Origin of the sequence: Trichloromonas sp. (assembly GCF_034006665.1) — a bacterium.
Classification (GTDB): Bacteria; Desulfobacterota; Desulfuromonadia; order Desulfuromonadales; family Trichloromonadaceae; genus Trichloromonas.
In genome coordinates this window covers 25,169-50,198 of record NZ_JAVESI010000006.1, presented here as the reverse complement: position 1 = coordinate 50,198, position 25,030 = coordinate 25,169, and the positions used below count along the sequence as shown (strand labels likewise).

Sequence of the window (25,030 nt, the reverse complement as noted above, 5' to 3'; positions counted from 1 at the left end):
CCCTTCCTTTATTTAGGGTTGTCCGGGCTTCTTCTCGGCCTTGCCAAGCTCAGCTTCGAGGTTGTCGGAAAACTTGCAGTACCACCAGCACTGGGCGATGAAGAGCCCGATGCAGAACCACGCCATGTAGAAATAATGGAAGGGGAAGCCAAGAAAGCGCATTTCCGTCAAAAAACTTTTGCCGGTGACCTGGTTGATGACTTCGCCCGTGTTCAGCGTAACCTGCACGGTGTCGTTGGGATCGGCGGCCATCACCAGCAAAAGCAGAAAGCCGTACACGGCCAAGGCCCAGACCACCAAGATGATCTTGGTCATGGTCACGTCCCTGGTCATGAATTCGCCGACCGGTCTAAAAAAATTGATATGAATATCTCTTTGTCCCAAACCCTCTTTTTCCATGCCCGTTCCTCCCTTGGTGTGAAGTCTTCGGGGAGCCACCCCTGTTGACCGCATAAACGTCGAACCCTTGTTAGTCGATATTGAACAGACCGATGTTTGTTGTGGGCACCTCCTTTCGGGTTGAGTGGGTTATGATGGGGTTGTAGTGAACTCCGGAAGTAGAATTCCGCTCCGACATGGGGCGTGCTTCTGACCAACTTCGAGTTCATTCTCGGCGTCGCCGAAGTGTTGCCGACGGCGAACCTGCGTTTTACTTATCCGATTCTCCCCTTGGGCCGGGAATCCGAAAACCACGACCGACTCCCGATCAAAAGGATCTGCGGAATCGTCGGGAACCCATTTTTATTTCGATGCTGGCCGATTCTCACGGTTAATGATGGAATACATGGAACGCCGTTTGCGACTGCTTTGCTCGCGGTAGTCGGAATAATAGGCGAAAACGAAACAAATTGTCGCTCCCCCGGTGATAATGCCGCCCAAGATGTAATAAAGCGTAACGTCCATCGTTTTTCTCCGGAACTCGGTTGCTGAAATTTAAACTTAAACAGTGTTTTGGCCTCGCTGACTTTATGCCACAGCGTATTTCGATGAGTCAAGTAAAATGTTGTTATAAAAATATGTCGGCACCGTTGGTCGCGAGAACCGATTTCATGCCCTTGCAGGGCCGGGGGTACTAAATAAGTTAAATGGTTAGCCGATGTGAGCGGAATTTGTTGGGTTTGTTTTCTGGGCTAGGAAAAGTATGAAAGGGCCATGGAGGCCTGTCAAGGCGCTGAACCACTTTTTTATCGCAGAAAATCCCATTCAGTGGGCGGGTGTTGGAGGCGCCATATTGAACTATTCGACGCTCCTGTCCGGATTCGGAACCCGCTTATCAGACCGGCGCCTTTGCTGAAACCAACGGCGTTTTCAGGTTTAGAGGTCGGACGAAACTTTCTGATTGCATTTTGTTCCTCTGTTTTGTTTAATCCATGGCGTAATTAGAATCTTGGTGAGGGGATGAACTTTCCCGAGGGGAGCTTTTCATGGTAAAGTTTAGCTGTTCCAAAAAAATCCTGCTGATCGAAGCCTTTGGTTTCGGCTTTATCGTCCTCTTTCTGTGGTTGGACGAGTTTTTCGATCTGCCCAACAAGCTTTTCGGAGTCCAGCCGACGCCGGTGAACCACCTCGAATGCTGGTTCGTAACGGCAATCGTTGTGCTTTTCGCTTTCGTGGTCATGTTCATTTCGACGTCTCTTGCTCTGCGCCTGCAACGAATCGACACGGAAAAGGCGCGGCTGTTCGGTGTGATCGCCCACGACCTGCGTAGCCCCTTCACCAACCTGATCGGCAACGCCGAGCTGTTACGCAAGAATTTCAACGAGTTATCCGAGGAAGACCGGCGCTCTCTCAGTGCTGGGATTTTCGAAGCCGCGGACAAGGCTCACGACCTGCTCGAAAATCTCCTCTGCTGGGCCGAGGTGCAACTGGAGAGCGGCAATATCCCGTTGCGTCGTCGGGATTTACGCTCCTTGGTCGAGTCGGTGATCGACCAGATTGGGCTCTCTGCGACCCGCAAGCAGATCGTCATCAGCAATAATGTTCCCGAGGGGGTTATGGTGCTGGCCGACGAGACGGCCGTGAATTCGGTGTTGCGCAATCTGCTCAGCAACGCCGTCAAATTCTCCCACCCGGGGAGCTCCATTGAGGTTGGGGCCAAGGGGCGCGGCGGCAAGGTGCGGGTGAGCGTCACCGACCGCGGCATCGGCATGTCCCGGCACGAGGTCAAAAGCCTCTTCCACATGGGAACGCGCCTCTCCAAGCCGGGAACCTCCGGCGAGGCAGGGAGCGGCCTGGGGCTGTTGCTGGCCCACGAACTGGTGCGACGCGGCGGCGGTAAGCTCAAAGTGCGTAGCGATGAGGGAAAGGGGACGGTCTTCCATTTCACTCTGCTTCGGGCGAAGGCGGCCCGCGCCGGCAAGGCCGCCGAGACGGAAGAGGAATAAGCAGACTTTCGCTTCGGGATTGATCGGGGGCCGATCCGGGATGCCGGGTCGGCCCCTGTTTTCTTTTATCCGGCGGAAACGACGTTTGGCGGGAGCAGGGGAAGGCCGATGCGGTTGAGTAACTGGGTGGTGAGGCGGTAGGTGATTCCCCAGAGAAGGGGACGGTTGCCGGGGAGCAGGGTCAGGGCGGGGGTTTCGCGCGGAGCCCGGTTCCAGTCGATGCGGGTGATGATGTGGCGCGCGGGGGCGCGCAGTTTGTCAAGGGGCATGTAAAAGACGTCGCTGACTTCATGATTGCGGCGCAGCGGCGGATTCTTTCCTTCGGGCAGGGCGTAGACGCAGCAGGAGACCCGCACCGGCAGATGCGCGCCGACGATGTCGTCGAGTCCCCCCAAGTAGTCGGCGTCGCGCAGATCCAGACCGATTTCTTCGTAGGTCTCCCGTTCCGCCGCCTGACGGATGCCGCCGTCCTCAGGATCGATCCGGCCGCCGGGGAAGGCGAGGTCCCCCGACCAGGGGTCGCGGGGGTGGGCAGCCCGTTCGATGTAAAGAATTTCCGCGCCCTGGGGACCGGGACGGAGAATGAGGGCTACCGCCCCATGGCCGTGCTCGGGCCCACTCGTCATCCGTGGCGGATGCGGGTTGAGCGCCCGGCGGAAGTGCGTCAGCTGGTCGGGCCAGGAGGAGAGGAGCGGTTGCGGCATCGGCTGCGATCTCGTGAACAGGTCAGGGGTTAGCGGCGCGGGAAGAGCTCGATCAGGGTGATTTCCGGCGGGGCAAAGACCCGTATCGGCGGACCCCAGGTGCCAGTTCCGCGGCTGGCATAAAGGAGAGCGCCGGTGGGCAGGCGGTAGAGGCCATTTTGTAAAGGATATTCCAGGGCGGTCACCAAGTTGAAGGGGATGATCTGGCCGCGATGGGCATGCCCCGAAAGTTGTAGATCGAAGACTTCTTCGCCGGGGGTGATCAGGGGCCGGTGCTTGAGGAGCAGGGTAAAATGGCAGCGCTCGGCGAGGTTGACCAAGGTCGCCTCATCAACGCTGTGTCCGCCTGCCGGATCATCGACCCCCACCAGTAGCAACGGGCCGACCCGTGTCGCCCGGTCACGCAGCAGGATAAAGCCGCTCTCTTCGAGAAAATCAAGAGCCTGGTCGAGTCCGGCGTAATATTCATGATTGCCGGTCACGGCGTACTTCCCGAGAGGTGGGGTCAGCCGCCGGAAAATGTCGGTCAGCCCGACGATATGATCGAGACGGGCGTCGACGATATCCCCGGTCGCTACCAGCAGATCGGGTTTCAGCTCTTCGATCCGACGGGCCACCTGCTCCAGTTTGCCGTGGCGGTGCAACAGGCCGAGATGCAGGTCGGAAATCTGGACGATGCGCAGACTCTGCCCTTCGGCAGGCAGCTTGTCGGTGGGAATACGCAGGGTTTCGACGGTCAGGTTGCGGGCTTCGAAGACCCCGTAGATGCTGAGCAGCAGGGCTAGTGCCGGGACCAGCAGGGCACAGCGTGGGCCGTGCAGTTTCCATTCGGCAAGGGTGGGGCGATAGCGGGCGAGAGGCGTCAGCAGGAGATCCCAGGCGAAGACCGCGACGAATCCGGCAAAGGTCAGAAAGATGAAGGCCATCCATGAATAGCCGATGATGGCCAAGAGCCGCGCCGCCCCGTCTAGGTCGAGTCGTTCGAGAAGACGCACCAGAACCGGCGCGGCGATCATCAGCAGCATGAAGAGCAAAACCGGCCGGCGGGCGCGTTCCCGGCTCGCGAGCAGCGGTCGCAGGCCGAGGTAGGCGAGCAGATGCATGGCGCTGTAAAGGGAAAGGAAGACCGTCAGGAAAATGATCAGTCTGGGCATGATGTAACTCTTCGTGGAGAAAGGCTGCCGGCGTTATGGCAACGCGTCGACGGCCGGTTTTTCGCCGGATGAAAAAAGCCCCTGGCGTTGAGGCCAGGGGCTTGTCGTTGAAGCCGTCGGCCGATTACTCGACGGTGACCTTGCCATCCTCAATGATGAGGGCATACTTGTAGCCGTGGCCGAAATCCTTGTCGGCGGTGAGAATGCCGCTGACCAGGATGGTGTCGCCGACTTGGGCGGTGACGCCGGTAGTGACGGTGAGATCGTTGGTTCCCTCGCCACCGGTGCCGTCCTGCATGTGAATCCAGTTTTTACCCATGATGCCCGGGCTGAACTTCACGACCTTGCCGCGCACGGTGACTTCCTTGCTCGTGAGTTCGCCCTTGCCGGCGTAGATCTCTTCGATGCTCTTGCCGCCCTCGGCCTTGGCGATGCCGCTCAGGTCGATATTTTCGGCCTTGACCGGGGTGATCGGCGGATGACCGCTGGGTAGTTCCCCGGGGGTGGCGACGGGCGCGGCCATGCCTTCGCCGCCGCCGACCATGACCGCCGGGACAAAGTAAACCATATCGAAGTCACGATTCAGGGTCTTGCTGTGATAATTGGGCATCGGCATGCCTTCGGGAACGGCGACGCTGTCACCGACCTTGACCTGGAACTCGGGGGCCGCCGCCCAGATCTTTTCGCTGCCGGTATCGACCTGAACATAAGTGTAGCCGGCCGCGTTCATGGTTTCTACGACGGTACCGCTCTTGGCCTGCGAAGTCGGGGGTGCCGGGGTTTCCGCCTGGGACTGGGCCTTGGGGGCTGCGGTGCTGGTCGGCGCTTCATTTTTGCAGCCGGCCGCCAGGGTCAACGCCAGGGCTCCGATGGACAGGTAGAAGAGTTGCTTTTTCACGGATGTCTTCCTCCATTGGGGTTGGTCGTGCGGGCTTCATGCCTGTGTTCGCGGGATGTTCCTCTGAGGATCTTTATGTTTTTGGGGAAATTAGCACAGGCAGGGGGGCGAAACAAGGGGCTTTTGGTCTCTTTGTATCTGCGCGAATGCACGTTCGTGCCCGACCTGCCGGGCAAGCGAGGCGGGGCGTGGTCACGAAGGGTTCCCGCCTGTTGCATCCCGTTGCGGCTCGTGGCATGATCCGCCGGTCTTTATCATCTTACTCTCGGGAGGTCCTGCGGGCATGGTCCGTAATGACGATCTGGTGGCCATCTTCCACTCCATTCATCGGGTCATGAAGGCCGAGAAAGTGCTCAAACAGGCGCACGTCGACATCCTGCTGATTCCTGCCCCTCGCCAGCTTAGCTCCGATTGCGGCCTGGCCATCCGTTATCCTGAGACTCTCCGCGAGACAGTGGGCGCGGTGCTGGAACGGGAAGGACTGCGGCCGGAGGAACTCTACCTCTATCGGGACGGCGTTTTCCATCGCCAATCCTTGTAACAAGGCCCTTTCATGGAATGGAGTTTTTCCTTGACAGAAAAACCGAGCTTCCACTATATTCCCCATTTCGGCTACCCCCAGTTTGGATTGTGACGACCTGAATGCTTGACAACCTCACGGAAAAGTTCGACGGAATCTTCAAAAAGCTGCGCGGGCACGGGCGGCTGACCGAGGAGAATATCAAGGAGGCCCTGCGTGAAGTACGCTTGGTTCTGCTTGAGGCCGACGTCAACTTCAAGGTGGTCAAGGATTTCGTCGAAGCGGTGCGGGAGCGGGCGGTTGGGCAGGACGTACTCAAGAGCCTGACTCCGGCCCAGCAGGTCATCAAAGTGGTGCGCGACGAACTTGGCCGGCTGATGGGGGAAGGGGAAGAAAACCGCCTCGACCTCGGCGGCCGTCCGCCGGTGGCGGTGATGCTCTGCGGCCTGCAAGGGGCCGGTAAAACCACCACCTGCGGCAAACTGGCGCTCAAGCTGCGGCGGGACAAACGAAATCCCCTGCTGGTGCCGGCGGATGTCTACCGCCCGGCGGCCATCGAGCAGCTCAAGACGGTGGGCCGACAGCTCGACATCCCGGTGTACGACAGCCGGCCCGACGACGATCCGGTGGCGATCTGCGAGGCGGCACGCCGTTTCGCGGAACTGAACGGTTACGATACCCTGATCCTCGATACCGCCGGCCGGCTGCATATCGACGCGGCGCTCATGGGGGAGTTGGCGCGGATCAAGGAATCCCTCGCGCCCCGGGAGATTCTCCTGGTTGCTGATGCCATGACCGGTCAGGACGCGGTCAACGTCGCCGCCAGTTTCAACGAGCAGCTGAATTTGACCGGGGTGGTCCTGACCAAGCTTGACGGTGATGCTCGCGGTGGTGCGGCGTTGTCCATCCGCGCAGTTACCGGCAAGCCGATCAAGCTTGTCGGCCTCGGCGAGAAGATGGATGCCCTTGAGGTCTTCCATCCCGACCGCATGGCTCAGCGCATTCTCGGCATGGGTGATGTTCTCTCCCTGATTGAAAAGGCGGAAGCCGCCATCAGTCGGGACGAGGCGGCGGCCATGGAGCAGCGGCTGCGCAAAGAGGGCTTCACCCTGGAGACCTTTCGCGATCAGATGCAGTCCATCAAGAAGATGGGTTCCCTCGATTCCATGCTGAAGCTCATTCCCGGCGTCGGCAAGGCCCTCAAGCAGGCCCAGGGCGCGCAGCTTCCCGACAAGGAAATGAAGAAGATCGAGGCGATCATCAACTCCATGACCCCGGAGGAGCGCCGCAACCACAAGCTGATCAACGGTTCCCGCCGGATGCGCATCGCCAACGGCAGCGGTACCAAGGTGCAGGATGTCAATCAGCTGCTCAAGCGCTTCAGCGAGGCGCAGAAGGTTATGAAGAAAATGCAGCAACTCGGGCCCAAGGGGCTCAAGGGGCTGATGGGACGGGGCGGCGGTCTCCCCTTCTGAGATCCAGTTTCGCGACCGGCGACGGTGCGACCGAGATATATCCATCCAACCAAATACGGAAGATCCGTTCAGCAGCAGGAGGAAAAACAATGGCGGTTAAGATCAGGCTAGCCCGCGGCGGCGCCAAGAAAAAACCTTTTTACCAGGTGGTGGTGGCTGACGAGCGTTGCCCCCGCGATGGCCGTTTCGTCGAAAATCTCGGCCAGTACGATCCCAAGCAGAACCCCCCGATGGTCAAGCTGGACGAGGAGAAGACCCTGGCTTGGCTGAAACAAGGGGCGCAGCCGACGGAAACCGTGCGCCAATTGCTGCGCGGTCAGGGAATCTGGGCGAAGTTCAAGGCACCTGCCGGCGTCTGAGCGGTGATTTTCGCCGCCTCTTTTGGCTAACATGGCGTCGATCGTCCCGCCGGCCCTGAACCCGGCAAAATCCTCGGAATGGTTCGTGGTTGGTTCGGTCGTCGGCGTCCATGGGCTGCGCGGCGACCTCAAGGTTCGTCCGCTGACCGCTGATTCCGATGCGCTTTTTTCCGCGACCCGCCTTTTGCTGGTGGACCGGACAGGAAAGGAGTTGCCCGTCGTTCCCGCCCGCGTCGCCCCGCACAAGGGGATTTTTCTGGTGCGATTGCGTGGTCTTGACGGGATTGACGTGGTCGAGGGGCTGGTCGGACGGGAAGTGCGGATGCGCTACGACGATCTTCCCGAGTTGGCGGGTGACGAATATTACTGGCATCAGCTCCAGGGATTGCGGGTTGTCGATCGATTGCGGGGGGAGTTGGGACGTCTCGACGATCTTCTCGCTACCGGTGCCCATGATATCTACGTGGTGAATGGCCCCTTCGGCGAGGTGCTGATCCCGGCAGTCGGTCCCTTTGTTCTCGCCGTCGATCTCGACGCGGGTCTCATGACCGTTGAATTGCCGGAAGGGCTGGTTCCCGAAGCCGATGATCTTTGATGTCCTGACCCTTTTCCCTGAGATGTTCGTCTCGCCTTTTGCCGAGAGTGTGCTCGGCAAGGCCATTGACAAGGGGTTGCTTGCTGTGCGTGCCCACAATCTGCGGGACTGGGCCGAGGGACGGCACAAGGTAGTGGACGATACACCTTATGGTGGCGGCGACGGCATGGTCATGAAGCCGGAGCCGGTCTGCCGCGCTCTTGATGAACTGCGCGCACGCACGCCGAGTTCCCCGGTGCTGCTCATGTCTCCCCAAGGGCGACTCTTTTCCCAGACCCAGGCCCGGGAGTTAGCTGGTCGACCCGGCCTGATTTTCGTGTGCGGGCGTTACGAGGGGTTTGACGAGCGTATCCGTTCCCGGGTCGATGCCGAATATTCCCTTGGGGATTTCGTCCTCACCGGGGGAGAATTGCCGGCGATGGTCATGATCGATGCCATTGCCCGCCTCCTGCCGGGGGTTTTGGGGAACAGCGGTAGCGCGGAGAGCGATTCTTTCTCCGACGGCCTGCTCGAATATCCCCATTACACCCGCCCGGTGGAATTTGCGGGGGAGCGGGTTCCCGAGGTTCTCCTCTCCGGCAATCATGGCGAGATTGCCCGCTGGCGGCGGCGCGAGCAGTTGCGCCGCACCTTGGAGAGGCGTCCGGAGCTGCTTTCCAAGGCTGCGCTCAGCGAGGCGGATCGGGCCTATCTCGCAAGCCTACGGGACGAGTCCCGCGAGACAGGGCCGTGAGCGGGCAACCGTTGGCGGTCGCTTTGGTCCACGCGCCGGTACTCGACCGGCGGGGGGATCGGGTCGTCTCCGCCGTAACCAACCTCGACCTGCACGACATCGCCCGCAGCGCCCGAACTTACGGCGCGCGGCGCTTTTACGTGGTCACTCCGGCTCACGAGCAGGTGGCTTTGGTGAAGCGGATCACCCGGCATTGGTCCGAGGGGCACGGTGCCGCTTATCATCCCGACCGGGCCGAGGCCTTGCGGCTGATCGAAACCGTCCCCCGTCTGGAGGCGGCCATCGCTGCCTGGGAAGCAGAACTCGGCCGCCCGGTTTGTCCGGTTCTGACCGGGGCCGCACGGCAGGACGGCATCGACTTCGTCGCCTGTCGCCGATTGCGTGCCGAACAGCCGCTGCTGCTCATCCTCGGCACCGGATGGGGACTCGCTCCGGAACTCTTCGAACGGGGCTGGACGGTGCTTGAGCCGGTGCGGGGCGTGGCGAACTATAATCATCTTTCGGTGCGGGCGGCCGCGGCCATCATTCTCGATCGGCTGCATCTTCCCGAAACCGTTGCCGTGTAAGAAGGCGGACTGCCCGATGTCCGGGTGGACGGACAGCGACTAACGAATCCTGGAAAAGGATCCCTATAGAGGAGGAACTCATGAACATTATTGATCGTCTGGAGATGGAACAGATCCGCAAGAATATTCCCGCCTTCAAGGCCGGGGACACCCTGCGGGTTCACGTTAAGATTGTCGAGGGAGACAAGCAGCGCATCCAGGTTTATCAGGGTGTTTGCATCAAGCGGGTTAACCGGGGGGTCGGCTCGACTTTCACCGTCCGCAAGATTTCCAACGGCGTCGGCGTCGAACGTATTTTCTCCCTGCACTCCCCGGCGGTGGAAAAGATCGAGAACATCATGGTCGGTCGGGTGCGCCGGGCCAAGCTCTACTATCTGCGCAATCTGCACGGCAAGGCCGCCCGTATCAAGGAAAAGCGTCTCGCCTAGGCGGTTCGCCCGCAAGAAAAAAGCCCCGGCGACGAACCGGGGCTTTTTTCTTGCGGTAATACGGCGCGAACCCGCCGGCATTCCTAGTGATGGACGGCCGGGGCGACGGCTGCGGTTTCCGGCGTGGACAGAATAGCCACGATCAGGATGGTGAGGACGACATAGACGCCGACCGTGGCCCAGCCCCCCAGGCGGAAGACCCCCATGAACTCTTTCCAGTCAACGAAAAATCCCAGATAGGCAACAACGGCCACCAGCGCGAAGAAAACACCCATGAACTCTCTCCTCTCATTAAAGATATGTTAAGCGTTGAGGGAATTGTATACCAAGGCCGCGGTGAAATCCAGCCGGAATTTTTCTTCTGGGAGGGTTGATGAACGAGGAGCTTTTCCCCAAAGCTGACCCCCCACCTCTGACGTTCTTCGAGGAACGTCTGCGCTGTCGCGGTTACGGCAACATCGCCGGGATCGATGAAGCCGGTCGTGGTCCCTTGGCCGGGCCGGTGGTTGCGGCGGCGGTGATCTTGCCGCCGGTTTTCGAACTGTCCGGGCTGAACGACTCCAAGAAACTCTCGGCGTCTTGCCGCGACCGTCTTTTCCCCCTGATCCGCGCCCAGGCCCGGGCCATCGGCGTCGGCATCGTCCCGGCGGAAGAGATCGACCGGATCAACATCCTCCAAGCCACCCTGCGCGCTATGTCCCTGGCGGTACGGCGGCTCAAGGTTCAAGCCGACTATCTGCTGGTGGACGGCATCACCCCCGTTCCCCTGTCCCTGCCGCAACAGACTCTCAAGCAGGGTGACGGCCGCTGCGCCGCCATCGCTGCGGCCTCCATCGTCGCCAAGGTGCTGCGTGACCGGATCATGATTGTCTGCGATGAGCGCTATCCCGGATACGGCCTGGCTCGCCACAAGGGCTACGGTAGCGCCGCCCATCTCGCCGCGATTGCCGACCTCGGGCCGACCCCTTTGCATCGGAAAAGTTTCGCCGGGGTTCGGGAACATCTGCAGCGGTCATGAGCGAAGCGCGGCAGAATCTGGGACGTTGGGGAGAGGATCTGGCCGCCCGTTATCTGGAACGGTGTGGTTGGCGGATTCTGCACCGTAACCTGCGCACTCCGGTGGGTGAGATCGACATTCTCGCCCGGGACGGGAAGACCCTGGTCTTCGTCGAGGTGAAAACCCGCCGTGGGCTCGCCTTCGGCACCCCCCAAGAGGCGGTGGGGCCGGCTAAGCGCCGGCAGATTCTGCGTGCCGCCCAGTGGCACTTGGCCGCGGTTGCCTACCGTACGACGGTTCGCTTTGATGTGGTGGCGATTCTCGCCGGTTCCGGTGAGCCGCGTATTGAGCATATCGTCGATGCTTTCGGGCAAGACTGATCTTCGCCGACCCTTGCCGGATTCGACGTTTCTTTGTTAAGCTTCATGATGGCGCGGCCCTGATGTCCGCAGGCGGCAGGGGGAGCGCGAGGTGCCGTGATGATGAAATCTTTGTCCGAATGGGGCTATTGCCGTCTCGGAGTCGCCGTTCCGGAATTGCGGGTGGCCGATATCGCTTTCAATCTGGAGCAAATGCGCCGGATCGTCGATCAGGCCGAGGCCGCTGATTGCGGCCTGCTTCTCTTTCCGGAGTTGGCGCTCACCGCTTACAGCTGCGGCGATCTCTTCTTCCAGCCCTTACTTATTGAGCAGGCCCGCCGGGCCGTCGCCGAATTAGCGGCCGATACCCGAGGGCGCGCCCTGACCTTGGTTGTGGGGGCGCCGATCCGCCTGGGTGACCGTCTCTACAACTGCGCGGTGGTTCTCGGTCAGGGGCGTATTCTCGGCATCGTTCCGAAGATTCATCTGCCCAACAGCCACGAGTTCTACGAGCAGCGCTGGTTCGCTTCCGGGCGCGGGATCCGTTGCGCGCACATGGATTGGGATGGCGAGGCGATCCCCTTTGGGACCGATCTCCTCTTTTGCGCGGCAAATCGTCCCGAATGCCTGGTGGGTATCGAGCTCTGCGAGGATCTGTGGGTCGCCCATCCGCCGAGCGGACTGATGGCGCAACAGGGCGCAACGGTTTTGCTCAACCCCTCGGCGAGTCCGGAGACCTTGGGCAAAGATATCTATCGCCGGGAGCTGGTGTGCGGTCAGTCGGCGCGTTGTCTGGCCGCCTATGCCTACGCCTCGGCCGGACCCGGCGAATCGAGTACCGATCTGGTCTTTTCCGGCCATTCGCTGATCGCGGAAAACGGCGTGCTGCTGGCGGAAACCGAGCGCTTTCGCTTTGATTCGCAGTTGGTTCTGGCCGATGTCGATCTGACCCGCCTGCGCACCGAGCGAGGGAGGAACAGCAGTTTCGCCCTGGTCGCCAGCGGCCCCCGTTATCGGGAAATCCCCTTCCTGCTCGCCGAACTGCCCGCCACTGAACCGTTACGCCCCCGGAATGCGACCCCCTTTGTCCCCGCCGACGACGGTGAACGCACCGCCCGCTGCCGGGAGATCTTCGCCCTGCAGACCACGGCCCTGGCCAAACGTCTGCGTCATACCGGTGTGTCGCGGGTGGTTCTCGGCATCTCCGGCGGCCTCGATTCGACCCTGGCGCTGCTGGTGGCGGTCAAGGCCTTCGATCTTCTTGGACTTGACCGCACGGGGGTCCTCACACTGACCCTGCCCGGATTCGGCACCACCGCTCGTACCCGGGGGAATGCCGAACGTCTCGCCGAACTGCTCGGCGTCGGGCTGCGAGTGATCCCCATTGATGCGGCAGTACGCAGCCATTTTGCCGATATCGGCCATCCCGAAACCTTGCACGACATTACTTACGAAAACGCCCAGGCGCGGGAGCGCACCCAGATTCTCATGGACGTGGCCAACCAGGTCGGAGGTTTGGTTGTTGGTACCGGCGATCTGTCCGAACTGGCCCTCGGTTGGTGTACCTACAACGCCGATCACATGTCCATGTACGGCGTTAATGCCGGCGTGCCGAAGACCCTGGTGCGTTATCTCGTCGCCTGGTGCGCCGAGAGCGAATTCACCGGTGAGGCGGCGGAAATTCTCAAGGATATCTGCGCTACCCCGGTGTCCCCCGAATTGTTGCCGCCCACCGCCGAAGGAGAGATCGCCCAGAAGACCGAGGACCATGTCGGCCCCTATGTCCTGCACGATTTCTTTCTCTACCATATGGTGCGTTGGCACGATCCCCCCGGCAAGATCTACTTTCTGGCCTGCCGGGCCTTCGCCGACGAGTTTCTTCCCGCAACGATTCTGCGCTGGCTGCGGATCTTCTACCGGCGGTTCTTCTCCCAGCAGTTCAAGCGCTCCTGTCTCCCCGACGGACCGAAGATCGGCAGCGTCGCTCTCTCCCCGCGGGGGGACTGGCGCATGCCGAGCGACGCCTGCGTCGACCTCTGGCTGCGGGAACTGGACGGGTTGGACGGGGAGTCCTGAACGATGTCGCCCGGCACCCTCTATCTGGTCGCCACCCCCATCGGCAATCTCGAGGATATCAGTCTGCGCGCCCTGCGCATCCTCAAGGAGGTGGATCTGGTGGCTGCCGAGGATACCCGCCACAGTCGCAAGCTCTTCAACCATTACGGCATCGCCACGCCGCTGACTTCCTGCTTCGAACACAACGAGGCGCGCAAGGGGGAACGGATTGTCGAGGTGCTGCGTCAAGGACGATCAGTGGCACTGATTTCCGACGCCGGCACGCCGGCCATTTCCGATCCCGGCTATCTTGTCGTTTGCCGTTGCCGGGATGAAGGCCTGCCGGTTGCCGCTGTTCCCGGTCCGTCGGCGGTGATCACCGCCCTGGCGATCTCCGGGCTGCCGACGGCGCGTTTTGCCTTCGAGGGCTTCGTCCCCGCCAAAACCTCGGCTCGCCGGACGCTCTTCGCCGCCGCGCGAAACGAGAGGGAGCGTACCCTGATCTACTACGAGGCTCCCCATCGCTTGTTGGCGGCCCTGACCGATCTGCGGGAGGAACTGGGCGGCGAGCGGCGGGTGGCCGTCGCCCGGGAGCTGACCAAACTGCACGAGGAACTCTTTCGTGGGACGGTGGAAGAGGCGCTGGCGTATTTCGGCGTCGGGCGGGTGCGGGGGGAGATCGTTCTGCTGGTCGCACCGGCGGCGGGGGAACCCGAAAGGGAAAGCCTGGAAGAGGCGGTGGCCCGCTGGCAGGCCGCCCCGGAAGGTTCCCGCAAGGAGATGGTCAAGATTCTGGCCAAGCGCTTTGGCGTGCCGGGAAGCGAAGTTTACCGCCTCAGCCTCGAACTGGGGAGGGGGCGGGAAGAGGGACAAGCCGACGATTCTCATCATTGATGACCATCGGCCGTGATCATGCTGTTGGAGAATGTTCTGCACCTGCACGGCTATGGGGGTTTTTACGCAGAAACTGGGGAAGTATTGGCCCGAAGGGAAGGCCCGGCGCTTGTTCTGCTCGACATGATGATGTCGGAAATGGACGGCTTTCGCGTCTGCGAGGCGCTCTAGAAGGCCGCGATATCCCCGTCTTTTTTGTAACCGCTCAGGAGGCAGCGCCGACGCGCTCAATGGCCGGTGCTGCCGTCTTCATTCACAAACCGTTCAAAAGCCGGCAGATTATCGAGGTTCTGAGCGAACAGCTGCGGGGTCGGGCGTAACCTCAGAAGCGGATTTCAAAAGCTGCGAATTCGCCACTGAATTCTTCCCAGTCGATAAACAGTTCCGTGACCTTGCCGGCGGGCGGCCCCTGCCGGCAGGCCTCCAGGGCGCGGCGGATCACCGATTCCTGGCCTTCGAAAACGGCTTCCACATCCCCGTTTCCGAGATTACGCACCCAGCCGGTCAGTCCGTTGCCCTTGGCCTGCTGTGTTGCGAAATGGCGGAAGCCCACCCCCTGTACCTGTCCTTTGAAACGCACCCTGGCGCGTACTTTCCTCATTCCGATTCTCCTGCTGCCGTCATGCGCAGAAATTCCGCCTCATCGATAATCCGGATCCCCAGCTGCCGGGCTTTCTCCAGTTTGCCGCCGGCCCCGGGGCCGGCGAGGACGATATCGGTTTTTTTGCTCACCGAGCCGCTTGCCCGTCCACCTAGGCGTTCTACCAGCGCTTCCGCCTCCTTGCGCCCGAGGCCGACAAGGTTGCCGGTGATGACCAGGGTCTTGCCGCGCAGGGGGCCATTGCTTTGCACCACCGCCTCTTCTGCCGGATGCAGGCCGAGATCCGCAAGTTCGCGCAAAAGCAGGAGGTTGGCTGGATTGGTGAAGTAGTTGCGCAGTGATTCGGCAACTTTGTCGCCGATTTCGTGGATTTCGGTCAGTTGTGCGGGCTCGGCTGCGGCCAGGGCGTCGAGCCCGGTGAAACGCTTGGCCAGAAGCCGGGCAGTGTGGCTGCCGACATGGCGGATGCCGAGACCGAAAAGAAGTCGGGAAAGAGGGCGGGTTTTGCTGGCGGCGATGGCGTGCAGGAGCTTGTCTGCCAGCACCTCGCCCATGCGCTCCATCTGGAAGAGATCGTCCCGGGTCAGACGGTAGAGGTCGGCGACGTTCTGGAGTTTGCCCAACGCGATGAGCTGTTGCAGCTGTTTCTCCCCCAGTCCCTCGATATCCATGGCATCGCGGGAGACGAAGTGCTTGAGACGCTCCAACGCCTGGGCCGGGCAGTGGACATTACTGCAGCGCGGCACGACCTCGCCGGGTTTGCGGGTCACCGGCTCACCGCATTCGGGGCAGACTTCCGGCAAGGGGATCGGGTGTTCCGCGCCGGTGCGCTTATCCTTGAGAACTCGGACGACGTCGGGAATCACGTCTCCGGCCCGCTCCACCAGGACATGATCGCCGACGCGAATGTCGAGACGGGCGATTTCATCCCAGTTGTGCAGGCTGGCGCGGCTGACGGTGACGCCGCCGACGGTGACCGGGCGCAGTTGGGCGACAGGGGTGATGGCGCCGGTGCGGCCGACCTGGAGGACGACCTTCTCCAAGACCGTTTCCGCCTGACGCGGCGGGAACTTGTAGGCCACCGCCCAGCGTGGCGAGCGGCTCAGTTCCCCCAGTTCCCGCTGCAGATCCCGTTCGTCGACCTTGACCACCATCCCGTCGATTTCGAAAGGGAGTTCCTCGCGGCGTTCAAGCAACTGCCGGAAACGGGCGATAACTTCCTCCGCGCCCCGGACGCGACTTGTTCCTTCGAGGTTGACGGGCAGGCCCATAAGCCGTAGCGCCTCCAGAGCCTGGGCCTGGGTAGCGGGCTGGGCTCCCTCCCAGCGGCCGAAGCCGTAGCAGAAGAGGCGCAGGGGACGGCGTGCGGTGATTGCGGCATCCAGTTGCCGCAGGCTGCCGGCGGCAGCGTTACGGGGGTTGGCGAAGGTGCGTTTCCCCGCTTCCTCCTGCTCGCGGTTGAGGCGCTGAAAGTCGGCCAGATCGATATAGACCTCGCCGCGCACATCGAGGAGGGCCGGGAAGGGTGGATGAAGATATCGGGGGACGCTCGCCAGGGTGCGCAGGTTTTCGGTGATAGCTTCCCCGGTCAGACCGTTTCCCCGGGTGCTGGCTTGGCTCAGCTCCCCCCGTTCGTAGGTCAGCTCCACCGCCACACCGTCGAGTTTCATTTCGCACAGGTAGTCGATGTCGCTACCGCGGGCAAGAAAGGTGCGCCGGAGACTGGCATCGAACTCCAGGAATTCCTCTTCGTTCTTGACGTTGCGCAAAGAGAGCATGGGTAGGGCGTGAGAGACCGGCGCGAACTTTTCCGACGGCGGCGCACCGACCCAGCGGGAGGGAGAGTCGGTGTCGGCCAGTTGCGGATATCGGGCTTCGAGATCAAGTAGTTCGCGAAAGAGCTCGTCGTATTCGGCATCGGAAATTTCCGGCGCGTCGAGCACGTAATAGTTGTGGCTGTGCCGGCGCAAGGCTTCGCACAGTTCAGCGTGACGGCTTGCGGCGGCTGGGGTCGGTTCGGACACGGGTTTCTCCTCGGTGAGTTACTGCGCCCTTGGCCTGGGTCTTATAGCATGGCCGGCCGTTGCGGGCAAGCCGCTCAGGAGCGGGAATACATTGAATTGTCCTCATGTATCAGGTAAACTCTCGAAAATCTACAAGGAGGAATTCCAAGGGTGGATGAAGACTCGTTAAGGCTGCTTGTGCTGGGAGTGCTGTTTCTGCTGTCGGGTTTTTTTTCCGGTTCGGAGACGGCGCTGATGTCCCTGGATCGGTTGAGGGTTAAATATCTGGTGCAAAAGAACCGGCGGGGCGCCCGTCGTCTCGAAGCCCTGCTCGAACACCCCGACCGGCTGCTCAGTGCCATTCTCATCGGCAACAATCTCGTTAATATCGCCATTTCGGTTCTGGCTACCGGCCTCTTCGTTCGTTACTACGGAGAACGGGGGGAGCTTTATACGATTCTTCTGCTCACCCCGTTTCTGCTCGTCTTTTCTGAAATTTCCCCCAAATCCTACGCCGCGCAGAATCCTGAACGAGTCTCCTTCGTGGTGTTGCGGCCGATCTTGCTGGTCATCTGGTTGCTGACCCCGGTGATCTGGGTGGTTACCGCCCTGACCGGTCTTCTTGCCCGCCTGTTTCCCGGGGAGGGGGCGAACCGGCCGATTATTTCCGAAGATGAAATCCGTGCCCTGATCAATGTCGGTGAGCAGACGGGAGTCGTCGCTACCACCCAGCGGCGCATGCTGCACGGTGTTTTCGAACTCTCCCAGACCCGGGTGCGGGATGTGATGATTCCGCGCACCGAGGTCGTCGGCATCGCTGCCAGTGCCGTTTTGGAGCAGGCGCTGGCCCTCATCTGCGAGTCCCGGCACTCGCGCTTTCCCGTCTATCAGGGGGGGCTGGATAATATCGTCGGCATCATCCATTCCAAGGACGTTCTGCTGGCAACACGAAGTGCCGAGGCATTCTCCCTCGAACGGATCATGCGTCCCCCTTACTTCGTTCCCGACTCGAAGCGGATCGAGACACTCCTCCAGTCCTTCCGCCGTCGTCATGCCCATCTGGCGGTGGTGGTCGACGAGTATGGCGGGGTCGAGGGAATCGTCACGCTGGAGGATATCGTCGAAGAGATCGTCGGCGAAATTCAGGACGAGTACGATGATGACGACGTGTTGTTGCGGGAAATGGAGCCGGGACGGTACATGATCGACGGCAGTACCTCGCTGCGGGCGATCAACCGCCGCTTCGGTCTTGATTTCTCTGAGGAACACGTCAATACCCTGGCAGGGTTCATGCTGCGCCTGCTTGGTACCATCCCCAATGAGGGGGATCGTTGTCAGGCGAACGGCGCGGAATTGACGGTGCGCAAGGTGGTCGACCGGCGGATCGAAGAGATCGAAATGCGTCTCCCCCCCCCGGCGCCTCCCGATTGATCCTGCCGCTGGTGGGACGACACTTCCCGTCTCCGCCCGAATGGACAAACCTCTTTTTAATCATGCACTTTCAGGCCCGCGTCGCGGGCCTTTTTTTGTTTGTCCAGCAGGCCTAAACCATTGGAAAACTGTAAAAATCCCTTGACAGGGGAAAAGGGGACCGTTATAGTTCCCAAAACGTGGGGAATCGTGACATCTTGGGCCAAAAAGGGCCGCCAATGATATTCCAGGGTGAATTCAACAACTCCATCGACCCCAAGGGGCGCGCCAGTATTCCCGCGAAATTCAGGGAGATTCTGGCCGATTCCTATGGGGATGAGGTGTTGGTGGTGACCAAGAATATCGAAGGAGGGCTCTCGGCCTATCCCCTTTCAATTTGGGGCAGGATCGTCGAGCGGGTTCAGCAGAGTGTGCCCGGCCCCGAAAAGAACGCCATCATCCGCCTGATCGTTGCCCCGGCAACGGAGTGTGCCTTCGATAAGCAGGGGCGGGTGCTGATTCCCCCTGCACTGCGTTCCCATGCCGGTCTGGAGCGGGAGATCGTGGTGGTGGGGATGTTCGAGAAGATCGATCTTTACAGCCAGCTCAAGTACGCCGAGGTCACCCGTCACTCCGAAGAGTTGCTCCAGTCCAGTCCCGATTTCGTTTCCGCCGTGGGGTTGTAGTTCGTGGCTGAGGAGCTTTTCGAGCATCGTTCGGTGTTGGTTGCGGAAGTTCTCCACTGGCTGGCGCCGCGACCCGGCGGCATCTACCTTGACGGCACGCTGGGCGGGGGCGGGCATGCCCGCCTGATTCTGGAAGCCTCATCCCCCGATGGCCGTGTGATTGGCCTGGATCGCGATCCCGCCGCCCTGAAAAAGGCCGGAGTGGTTCTCGCCCCTTTCGGCGAACGCGCCCTGCTGCGCCATGCCAACTTCTCCGAGGCGTCCGAGGTGCTGGCTGAGTTGGGGATCGCCGGGGTCGACGGTATGCTTCTCGATCTCGGCGTCTCTTCCCATCAGCTGGACAGCTCGGAGCGGGGCTTTTCCTTTCGTGGCGACGCGCCTCTGGATATGCGCATGGATCCAACCTGTGGCCTTTCCGCCGCTGAGGTGCTGGCACAAGCGGATGCGGAGACCTTGACCCGGATCTTTAGGGAGTTCGGCGAGGAGCGGTGGGCCGGACGCATCGCCCGACGCATTGTCCGGGTTCGCCAGGAGCGGCCTCTGCGCACTACATTCGAGCTGGCCGATCTGGTCATGGACACGGTTCCCGGCGGTCATGTCCCGGGGCGGATTCATCCGGCGACGCGAGTCTTCCAGGCTCTGCGCATTCATGTCAACCAGGAACTGGAGCATGTCGCCAGGGGGGTTGCCGCCGGCATCGGGTTGCTCAAACCGGGAGGACGGTTGGTGGTCATCAGTTTTCATTCTCTGGAAGACCGCATCGTCAAACGTATTTTCCAGAATGAAACCCGAACCTGCGTGTGCCCTCCGGGTTTGCCGGTATGTGTCTGTAATGTTCACCCCCGGATCGAGTTGCTGACTCGCAAGGCGGTTCGGGCGGCGGCTGGGGAAGTGGCGGAAAATCCGCGGGCGCGCAGCGCAGTGTTGCGGGCAGTAGAGCGCCTGCCCATGAATTGAAGTGTTGCCCAAGGAGGTTGTTTTGTCTGAAGCCACGGTAAGATCTCTTCCCAAGGTCAATGGATTTCAGCTGACGCGGCCTGCGTTGTTGCCACTCTTCCTCTATCTGGCATTAATCCTGGCCGCTTCTCTCTTCTTTGTCTGGTCGCGTATCACCGTCGTCAATCTCGAATACGATATTTCCCGCCTCGGGATCGAACTGCGCGAAGTCGAGCAGGAGCAGAAGCGTCTGCGTCTCGAATCGGCTCATTTGCGCAGCCCGGTTCGCATTGAACGCTTGGCCGCAACGGAACTCGGGCTGCGTATGCCCAGTCTTGAACAGATCATTCTCGTCGATTGATGGACAAGCTTGAGAAGTGGGTTCGCATCCGTATCCGCCTGGTCGGCGTCTGTTTTCTGATTGCCTTCAGCTTCATTGTCGTGCGGGCGTTCCAGCTTCAGGTGCTGGGGCAGGAGGAGTGGCGCAAGCGGGCTGATCGTCAGCATCAGAAGTCCGTACCCCTGACCCCCAAACGGGGGACGATCTACGATCGCGGGGGGGAGGAGATGGCCCTGAGTATCGAAGTCGACTCGGTCTATCTGGAACCGGCCCGGATCGACGACCCGGAGAAGGTGGTGGCGGTCCTCGCCAAGAACCTCTCCTTGTCCCAAAAAGGTCTGCGCGAGAAAGTTCGTTCGAAGAAGAGCTTTCTTTGGGTGAAACGGCAGCTTTCCCAGGCCGATGCGGAGACGATTCGCGCCGCCGGGTTGGCCGGGGTCGGCTTCACCAAGGAACACCGCCGCTTTTATCCCAACTCCGAACTCGGCGCCCAGGTCCTCGGCTTCACCGGCATCGACCCCAAAGGGCTGGAAGGGCTGGAGCTGAAATACGACGGTGAGGTTCAGGGCGATGGGGGGTATCTGGTGGTCGAGCGCGACGCTCTCGGGCGCGGTCTCGGCAGCGGCAATCTGGTGGTGCAGGGGGATAAGCGGGGGGCGGATCTCCACTTGACCTTGGACAAGCAGGTTCAATATATCGCCGAGAAGGAACTGGCCGAGGGTGTGACCAAGGCCGGCGCCAAAGGGGGGAGCGCGGTAGTGATGGACCCCCGCACCGGACGCATCCTGGCCATGGCCAACTATCCTTTCTACAATCCCAACGCCATCGGCAAATATCGTCCCAGTCATTGGCGCAACCGGGCCGTGTGCGATACCTATGAACCGGGCTCGACCCTCAAGGTCTTTCTCATGGCGGCGGCGCTCAACGAGAAACTGGTGACTCCCAACCAGATCATCGACTGTGAAAAGGGTTCCTACCGGGTCGGCGGTCGGACTATCCATGATCACCACCCCTATGGCCGGATCACTGCGGCGGAGGTCATCAAGGTCAGCTCCAATATCGGTTCGGCGAAGATCGGCAAGGCTCTGGAGCGCGAACGTCTCTACCGCTATTTGACTGATTTCGGTTTCGGCCGACCCACGGGGATCGATCTGCCGGGCGAGGCCTCGGGGCTTGTGCGGCCCCCCAACGCTTGGTTCGAGGTCGATCTTGCGGCGATCGCTTTCGGGCAGGGGATGACCACCACCCCCCTGCAGTTGGCCCGGGCGACCGCCGCCATCGCCAACGACGGAAAGCTCATCGACATGCCCATTGTTGAACGGATCGTCAACGGCGGTGGAGAAGTGATTGAGGAGCGGGCGCCGGAGGTGGTGCGCCAGGTGGTTTCTCCCGAGGTGGCCCGCCAGGTGCGGGAGATGATGGCGCAGGTCGTGGCCGAGGGCGGAACCGGTACCCTAGCGGCGGTTCCGGGCTTCAAGGTGGCGGGCAAAACCGGTACGGCGCAGAAGGTCGACCCGGTGACCGGTGGTTATTCGGTGGACAAGCGGGTGGCTTCCTTTATCGGCATGGTTCCCGCCGAGGCCCCGCGCTTGGTGGTGGTGGTGGCAATCGATGAACCCGAGAAGCAGGTCTACGGCGGTCTGGTAGCGGCTCCGGTCTTTTCCAGAATCACCATCCAGACCTTGCGGCAGTTAAAGATATCGCCGACCGAGCGTCCCCCCGTCGTGCCGTTGCCCCTCCCTCCCGCCGAGGAGGCCCTTGCCCAGCCGGTGCAGGCGATGCTTCCTCTTCCCGTCGACGGGCAGAGGATCATGCCCGACTTCGCCGGCATGAGTTATCGGCAGGTGCTCCGCTCCATGACGGAAAAGGGGCTGAATATAAGGTTGCGCGGCTCGGGGCGGGTTGTCGAGCAATCCCCCCCGGCGGGGGGAGTGATTGATTATTCCAACGAAGTCTGGGTCCGGATGGAGCCGCCGATCTGAGGGAACCAACGTTTTTGATTGTTCATCGAGGAGCACTGATTTCATGATGAAACTCGCGACGCTGATCGAGGCCCTGCCGGATGCATCTTTGACCGGCAATCCGGGCCAGGATGTCGCCGGGCTCTATTACGACTCGCGGAAGGTCGAGGCGGATGGAGCCTTTTTCGCGCTGCGGGGGGCTACGGTCGACGGACACGATTACATCGACGCGGCGCTGGCGCGGGGAGCGCGGACCATCTTTCTGGAGCGGCTGCGGGAGTTGCCGCCGGGGATAAGTGCCGTGCGGGTCGGCAATGCGCGTCGGGCGATGGCATTGGCTGCTGAGCGTTTTTACGGTGCGCCGACCGCCGACATCCCGGTTGTCGGGGTGACGGGGACCAACGGCAAAACGACCATCACCTACCTGATCGAGTCGATGCTGCAGGCCGCCGGACGCCGTCCGGCGGTTCTAGGGACGATCAACTACCGCTGTGGCGAGCAGCAGTTGCCTTCCTTGCACACCACCCCCGAATCGGTTGATCTCGCCAAGACCCTGGCCCGTTTTCGTGAGGCCGCCGCCGATGCTCTGGTCATGGAGGTTTCCTCTCACGCCCTTGATCAGTATCGGGTTGACGGAGTACGTTTCGATGTGGGGATCTTCACCAACCTGACTCCGGAACACCTCGATTACCACGGCACCATGGACGCCTACTTCGCCAGCAAGTCCCGTTTCTTCAGCGAGTTGCTCGACGGCGGCAAAGGTGGGGTGGTTAATCTGGATGACCCCTATGGACAGCAACTAGCGGCGCGTTTCCCCGCCGTCCTCACCTGTGGCCGTCATTCCCAAGCGGCGGTACGTCCGCTTGCGGTGCGCCTCTCTCTTGGCGGCATCGAGGCGACGTTGGCGACGCCCATCGGTGAGTTGAAAGTGCATTCCCGGCTGGTCGGTGAATTCAATCTGCAGAATCTGCTCTGCGCGGTGGCCGGGGGAATCGCCCTGGGTTTGCCGGCGCACGCCATTCTTGGCGGGCTGTCTGCGGCTCCGTCGGTTCCTGGTCGCCTGGAGCGCATCGAAAACCGGTGCGGTGCCCTGGTCTTGGTCGATTACGCCCATACCGGCGATGCCCTGGAAAAGGTGCTGGAAACCCTTAACGGCCTGGGTCCGGCCCGGATCGTGACCGTTTTCGGCTGCGGCGGCGACCGCGACCCACGCAAGCGCCCAGTCATGGGGGAGGTGGCGGCGCGCCTTTCCGATTTGGCGATCATCACCTCGGACAATCCCCGCACCGAAGACCCCCTGGCAATCATCGCCGCCGTTCGCGCCGGGGCGTTGCGTGTTCATCCCCGGGAGTGGACTCCGGAAGAGGCCCGGACCCTCCCGGGTCGGGGATTCGTGACGATTCCCGACCGCGCTGCGGCTATCGCCTACGCCGTGGATCTGATCGGTGAGCGTGATCTTCTGCTGGTCGCCGGCAAGGGGCATGAGGACTACCAGATTCTCGGCACGCGCCGAATCCATTTTGATGATCGCGAACAGCTGCGTGACGCGCTGATGCGTAAAGAGGGGGGGGCGGCATGAATTTCGACGTGCGCACCATCGCCGCTGTCACCGGCGGACGACTGACTCCAGCCGGAGCCGATGTGACCGTCAGCGGCATCTCCACGGACAGCCGCACGCTCAAGCCGGGGGATCTCTTCATTCCCCTGCGCGGTCCCAACTTCGACGGCCACGATTTTCTCCTGCGCGCCTTGCGTAACGGTGCGGCAGCCTGCCTCAGCGAGGAGGTCGTTGGCGCCTTCCCCGTACCATTGATCCAGGTGGAGGATACCCTTAAGGCTCTGGGGGATTTGGCCGCCGCGCGGCGTCGGGAATTCTCCGGGCCGGTGGTCGGATTGACCGGCTCGACCGGGAAAACCTCGACCAAGGAGATGCTGGCGCGAATCCTTAGCCTGACCGGACCGGGACTCAAGACGGAGGGGAATTTCAACAACCTTATCGGTCTGCCCCTGACCCTGTTGCGACTCACCGACGAACACCGCTGGGTGGTGCTGGAAATGGGGATGAGTGCACGCGGTGAAATCGCCCGGCTGACGGAAATCGCCGAACCCTTTGTCGGTGTCGTCACCAACGTTGGTCCGGCACATCTGGAGACCCTGCACAATATCGAAGGGGTTGCCCGGGCCAAGGGGGAGCTCTTCGCCGGGATGAAGCCGGGCGGAATTGCCATCCTCAACGCCGACGACGAGCGGGTAACCGGACTGCCGGTGGCCAACGGTGTGCGGCGAGTCTTTTTCGGTCTTTCCGCGGGAGCGGAAATCCGGGCCGAAGCGGTTACGACCACCCGCGACGGCATCCGTTTCGAGTTGTGTCTGGCCTCAGGGCGGTATCCGGTGCGGATGGATGTGGCGGGGCGGCACAATGTCCAGAACGCTTTGGCGGCCGCGGCCGCGGCCGCGGCTCTGGAGGTGCCGGGCGAGCTGATCGCCCAGGGACTGGAAGAGTTCCGGCCGGCACCGGGGCGTATGGAATTGGTGGAGATCGGAAACGACATTCTTGTCCTCGAAGACAGCTACAATGCCAATCCCCTGTCGGTGCGGGCGGCGCTGACGACTCTTGATGAACTGGGCGGGGAGGGGCGAAGGGTGGCGGTGCTCGGCGACATGCTTGAACTGGGAAAGAACTCTCCCGAGCTTCATCGCGAGGTGGGAGAGATCGCCGGGCATCGGGTCGACCTGCTGGTCCTGCTCGGCGAGCAGGCCGGGGAGGTGGCGCGGGGAGCCCGGCAGTCGGGATTAGCCGAAACCGCCATTGTCGTAACCACCGCCCACGAGGAGGCTATCGCCGCTCTTCGGGAACGGTTGCAAAGCGGGGACCGGGTGCTGGTCAAAGGCTCGCGTGGCATGAAGATGGAAAAAATCAGCGGCGCCCTGCGCAATGAGGCCGGCGCCGAGGGGAAGGGCTAGGGGCCGCG

General features: G+C 61.5%; 26 protein-coding genes. 19 read left to right on the top strand and 7 right to left on the bottom strand.

All coding sequences use genetic code 11. The features are described from left to right. Nucleotides 1-12: 12 nt before the first annotated feature. On the bottom strand, nt 13-399 hold the full coding sequence (locus RBR25_RS04225) for a DUF4212 domain-containing protein (protein WP_432818284.1): 387 nt from the start codon (nt 397-399) through the stop codon (nt 13-15). A gap of 1,025 nt (nt 400-1,424) precedes the next feature. On the opposite strand from RBR25_RS04225, the gene RBR25_RS04220 reads away from it, so the two are divergent. Beyond that, nucleotides 1,425-2,384 carry a sensor histidine kinase gene (locus tag RBR25_RS04220; protein WP_432818283.1) on the top strand — a complete coding sequence of 320 codons (960 nt, stop codon included), beginning with the start codon at nt 1,425-1,427 and terminating at the stop codon, nt 2,382-2,384. A gap of 65 nt (nt 2,385-2,449) precedes the next feature. Here RBR25_RS04220 and RBR25_RS04215 read toward each other — a convergent pair whose 3' ends face one another. The 3 genes from RBR25_RS04215 to RBR25_RS04205 form a co-directional block, all read right to left on the bottom strand. Beyond that, a complete protein-coding gene (locus tag RBR25_RS04215; protein WP_432818282.1) occupies nt 2,450-3,088 on the bottom strand; it encodes an NUDIX hydrolase in 639 nt (212 codons plus the stop codon). 29 nt (nt 3,089-3,117) lie between these two features. Further along, on the bottom strand, nt 3,118-4,242 hold the full coding sequence (locus tag RBR25_RS04210; RefSeq protein ID WP_432818281.1) for a metallophosphoesterase: 1,125 nt from the start codon (nt 4,240-4,242) through the stop codon (nt 3,118-3,120). Nucleotides 4,243-4,366: 124 nt separating this feature from the next. Then, nucleotides 4,367-5,140 (bottom strand): hypothetical protein, encoded by a 774-nt coding sequence (locus RBR25_RS04205; RefSeq protein WP_432818280.1) that lies wholly within the window; start codon nt 5,138-5,140, stop codon nt 4,367-4,369. Nucleotides 5,141-5,423: 283 nt separating this feature from the next. On the opposite strand from RBR25_RS04205, the gene RBR25_RS04200 reads away from it, so the two are divergent. From RBR25_RS04200 to rplS, 7 genes are all read left to right on the top strand, one after another. Continuing rightward, a complete protein-coding gene (locus RBR25_RS04200; protein WP_432818279.1) occupies nt 5,424-5,681 on the top strand; it encodes a DUF3343 domain-containing protein in 258 nt (85 codons plus the stop codon). A 101-nt stretch (nt 5,682-5,782) separates the two neighbouring features. Further along, nucleotides 5,783-7,135, top strand: coding sequence for a signal recognition particle protein (ffh, locus tag RBR25_RS04195; protein WP_432818278.1), 1,353 nt, complete (start codon nt 5,783-5,785; stop codon nt 7,133-7,135). Nucleotides 7,136-7,224: 89 nt separating this feature from the next. Continuing rightward, nucleotides 7,225-7,494, top strand: coding sequence for a 30S ribosomal protein S16 (gene rpsP / locus RBR25_RS04190; RefSeq protein ID WP_432818277.1), 270 nt, complete (start codon nt 7,225-7,227; stop codon nt 7,492-7,494). A gap of 31 nt (nt 7,495-7,525) precedes the next feature. After that, a complete protein-coding gene (rimM, locus tag RBR25_RS04185) occupies nt 7,526-8,089 on the top strand; it encodes a ribosome maturation factor RimM (protein WP_432818276.1) in 564 nt (187 codons plus the stop codon). Next, the gene (gene trmD / locus RBR25_RS04180) at nt 8,079-8,822 is read left to right on the top strand and encodes a tRNA (guanosine(37)-N1)-methyltransferase TrmD (protein WP_432818275.1); all 744 of its coding nucleotides are present in this window, start codon (nt 8,079-8,081) and stop codon (nt 8,820-8,822) included. Before rimM ends, trmD begins: the two co-directional genes overlap by 11 nt. Next, on the top strand, nt 8,819-9,388 hold the full coding sequence (locus RBR25_RS04175) for an RNA methyltransferase (protein WP_432818274.1): 570 nt from the start codon (nt 8,819-8,821) through the stop codon (nt 9,386-9,388). The genes trmD and RBR25_RS04175 overlap by 4 nt, the downstream gene beginning before the upstream one ends. An 80-nt stretch (nt 9,389-9,468) precedes the next feature. After that, a complete protein-coding gene (gene rplS / locus RBR25_RS04170; protein WP_432818273.1) occupies nt 9,469-9,816 on the top strand; it encodes a 50S ribosomal protein L19 in 348 nt (115 codons plus the stop codon). Between the two features lie 83 nt (nt 9,817-9,899). On the opposite strand, the gene RBR25_RS04165 is transcribed toward rplS, so the two are convergent. Continuing rightward, complete coding sequence (locus RBR25_RS04165; protein ID WP_432818272.1) at nt 9,900-10,091, bottom strand: hypothetical protein; 192 nt, start codon at nt 10,089-10,091, stop codon at nt 9,900-9,902. 98 nt (nt 10,092-10,189) lie between these two features. Here RBR25_RS04165 and RBR25_RS04160 point away from each other — a divergent pair, with 98 nt between their 5' ends. The 4 genes from RBR25_RS04160 to rsmI all read left to right on the top strand — a co-directional run bounded on the left by RBR25_RS04160 (nt 10,190) and on the right by rsmI (nt 14,121). Continuing rightward, entirely contained in the window at nt 10,190-10,834 is a 645-nt protein-coding gene (locus RBR25_RS04160) for a ribonuclease HII (RefSeq protein WP_432818271.1), read from the top strand. Then, nucleotides 10,831-11,193, top strand: coding sequence for a YraN family protein (locus tag RBR25_RS04155; protein WP_432818270.1), 363 nt, complete (start codon nt 10,831-10,833; stop codon nt 11,191-11,193). Before RBR25_RS04160 ends, RBR25_RS04155 begins: the two co-directional genes overlap by 4 nt. A gap of 99 nt (nt 11,194-11,292) precedes the next feature. Beyond that, entirely contained in the window at nt 11,293-13,248 is a 1,956-nt protein-coding gene (locus tag RBR25_RS04150) for an NAD(+) synthase (RefSeq protein WP_432818269.1), read from the top strand. 3 nt (nt 13,249-13,251) lie between these two features. After that, nucleotides 13,252-14,121, top strand: coding sequence for a 16S rRNA (cytidine(1402)-2'-O)-methyltransferase (gene rsmI / locus RBR25_RS04145; RefSeq protein ID WP_432818268.1), 870 nt, complete (start codon nt 13,252-13,254; stop codon nt 14,119-14,121). Between the two features lie 322 nt (nt 14,122-14,443). On the opposite strand, the gene RBR25_RS04140 is transcribed toward rsmI, so the two are convergent. Together RBR25_RS04140 and ligA are read right to left on the bottom strand one after the other, a co-directional pair. After that, complete coding sequence (locus tag RBR25_RS04140) at nt 14,444-14,722, bottom strand: acylphosphatase (RefSeq protein WP_432818267.1); 279 nt, start codon at nt 14,720-14,722, stop codon at nt 14,444-14,446. Then, nucleotides 14,719-16,746 (bottom strand): NAD-dependent DNA ligase LigA, encoded by a 2,028-nt coding sequence (ligA, locus tag RBR25_RS04135; RefSeq protein ID WP_432818266.1) that lies wholly within the window; start codon nt 16,744-16,746, stop codon nt 14,719-14,721. The genes RBR25_RS04140 and ligA overlap by 4 nt, the downstream gene beginning before the upstream one ends. Before the next feature lie 150 nt (nt 16,747-16,896). Between ligA and RBR25_RS04130 the strand changes: the two genes are divergently transcribed. From RBR25_RS04130 to RBR25_RS04100, 7 genes are all read left to right on the top strand, one after another. Continuing rightward, nucleotides 16,897-18,156, top strand: a complete 1,260-nt coding sequence (locus RBR25_RS04130) for an HlyC/CorC family transporter (RefSeq protein ID WP_432818265.1) — start codon at nt 16,897-16,899, stop codon at nt 18,154-18,156. 218 nt (nt 18,157-18,374) lie between these two features. Further along, nucleotides 18,375-18,821 carry a division/cell wall cluster transcriptional repressor MraZ gene (gene mraZ / locus RBR25_RS04125; RefSeq protein WP_432818264.1) on the top strand — a complete coding sequence of 149 codons (447 nt, stop codon included), beginning with the start codon at nt 18,375-18,377 and terminating at the stop codon, nt 18,819-18,821. A gap of 3 nt (nt 18,822-18,824) precedes the next feature. Then, a complete protein-coding gene (gene rsmH / locus RBR25_RS04120; protein WP_432818263.1) occupies nt 18,825-19,778 on the top strand; it encodes a 16S rRNA (cytosine(1402)-N(4))-methyltransferase RsmH in 954 nt (317 codons plus the stop codon). A gap of 22 nt (nt 19,779-19,800) precedes the next feature. Further along, nucleotides 19,801-20,118, top strand: a complete 318-nt coding sequence (locus RBR25_RS04115; protein ID WP_432818262.1) for a cell division protein FtsL — start codon at nt 19,801-19,803, stop codon at nt 20,116-20,118. Beyond that, nucleotides 20,118-22,079 (top strand): penicillin-binding protein, encoded by a 1,962-nt coding sequence (locus RBR25_RS04110; RefSeq protein ID WP_432818330.1) that lies wholly within the window; start codon nt 20,118-20,120, stop codon nt 22,077-22,079. The genes RBR25_RS04115 and RBR25_RS04110 overlap by 1 nt, the downstream gene beginning before the upstream one ends. 46 nt (nt 22,080-22,125) lie before the next feature. After that, on the top strand, nt 22,126-23,637 hold the full coding sequence (locus RBR25_RS04105; protein WP_432818329.1) for a UDP-N-acetylmuramoyl-L-alanyl-D-glutamate--2,6-diaminopimelate ligase: 1,512 nt from the start codon (nt 22,126-22,128) through the stop codon (nt 23,635-23,637). Further along, a complete protein-coding gene (locus RBR25_RS04100; RefSeq protein WP_432818261.1) occupies nt 23,634-25,022 on the top strand; it encodes a UDP-N-acetylmuramoyl-tripeptide--D-alanyl-D-alanine ligase in 1,389 nt (462 codons plus the stop codon). Before RBR25_RS04105 ends, RBR25_RS04100 begins: the two co-directional genes overlap by 4 nt. Nucleotides 25,023-25,030 lie beyond the last annotated feature (8 nt).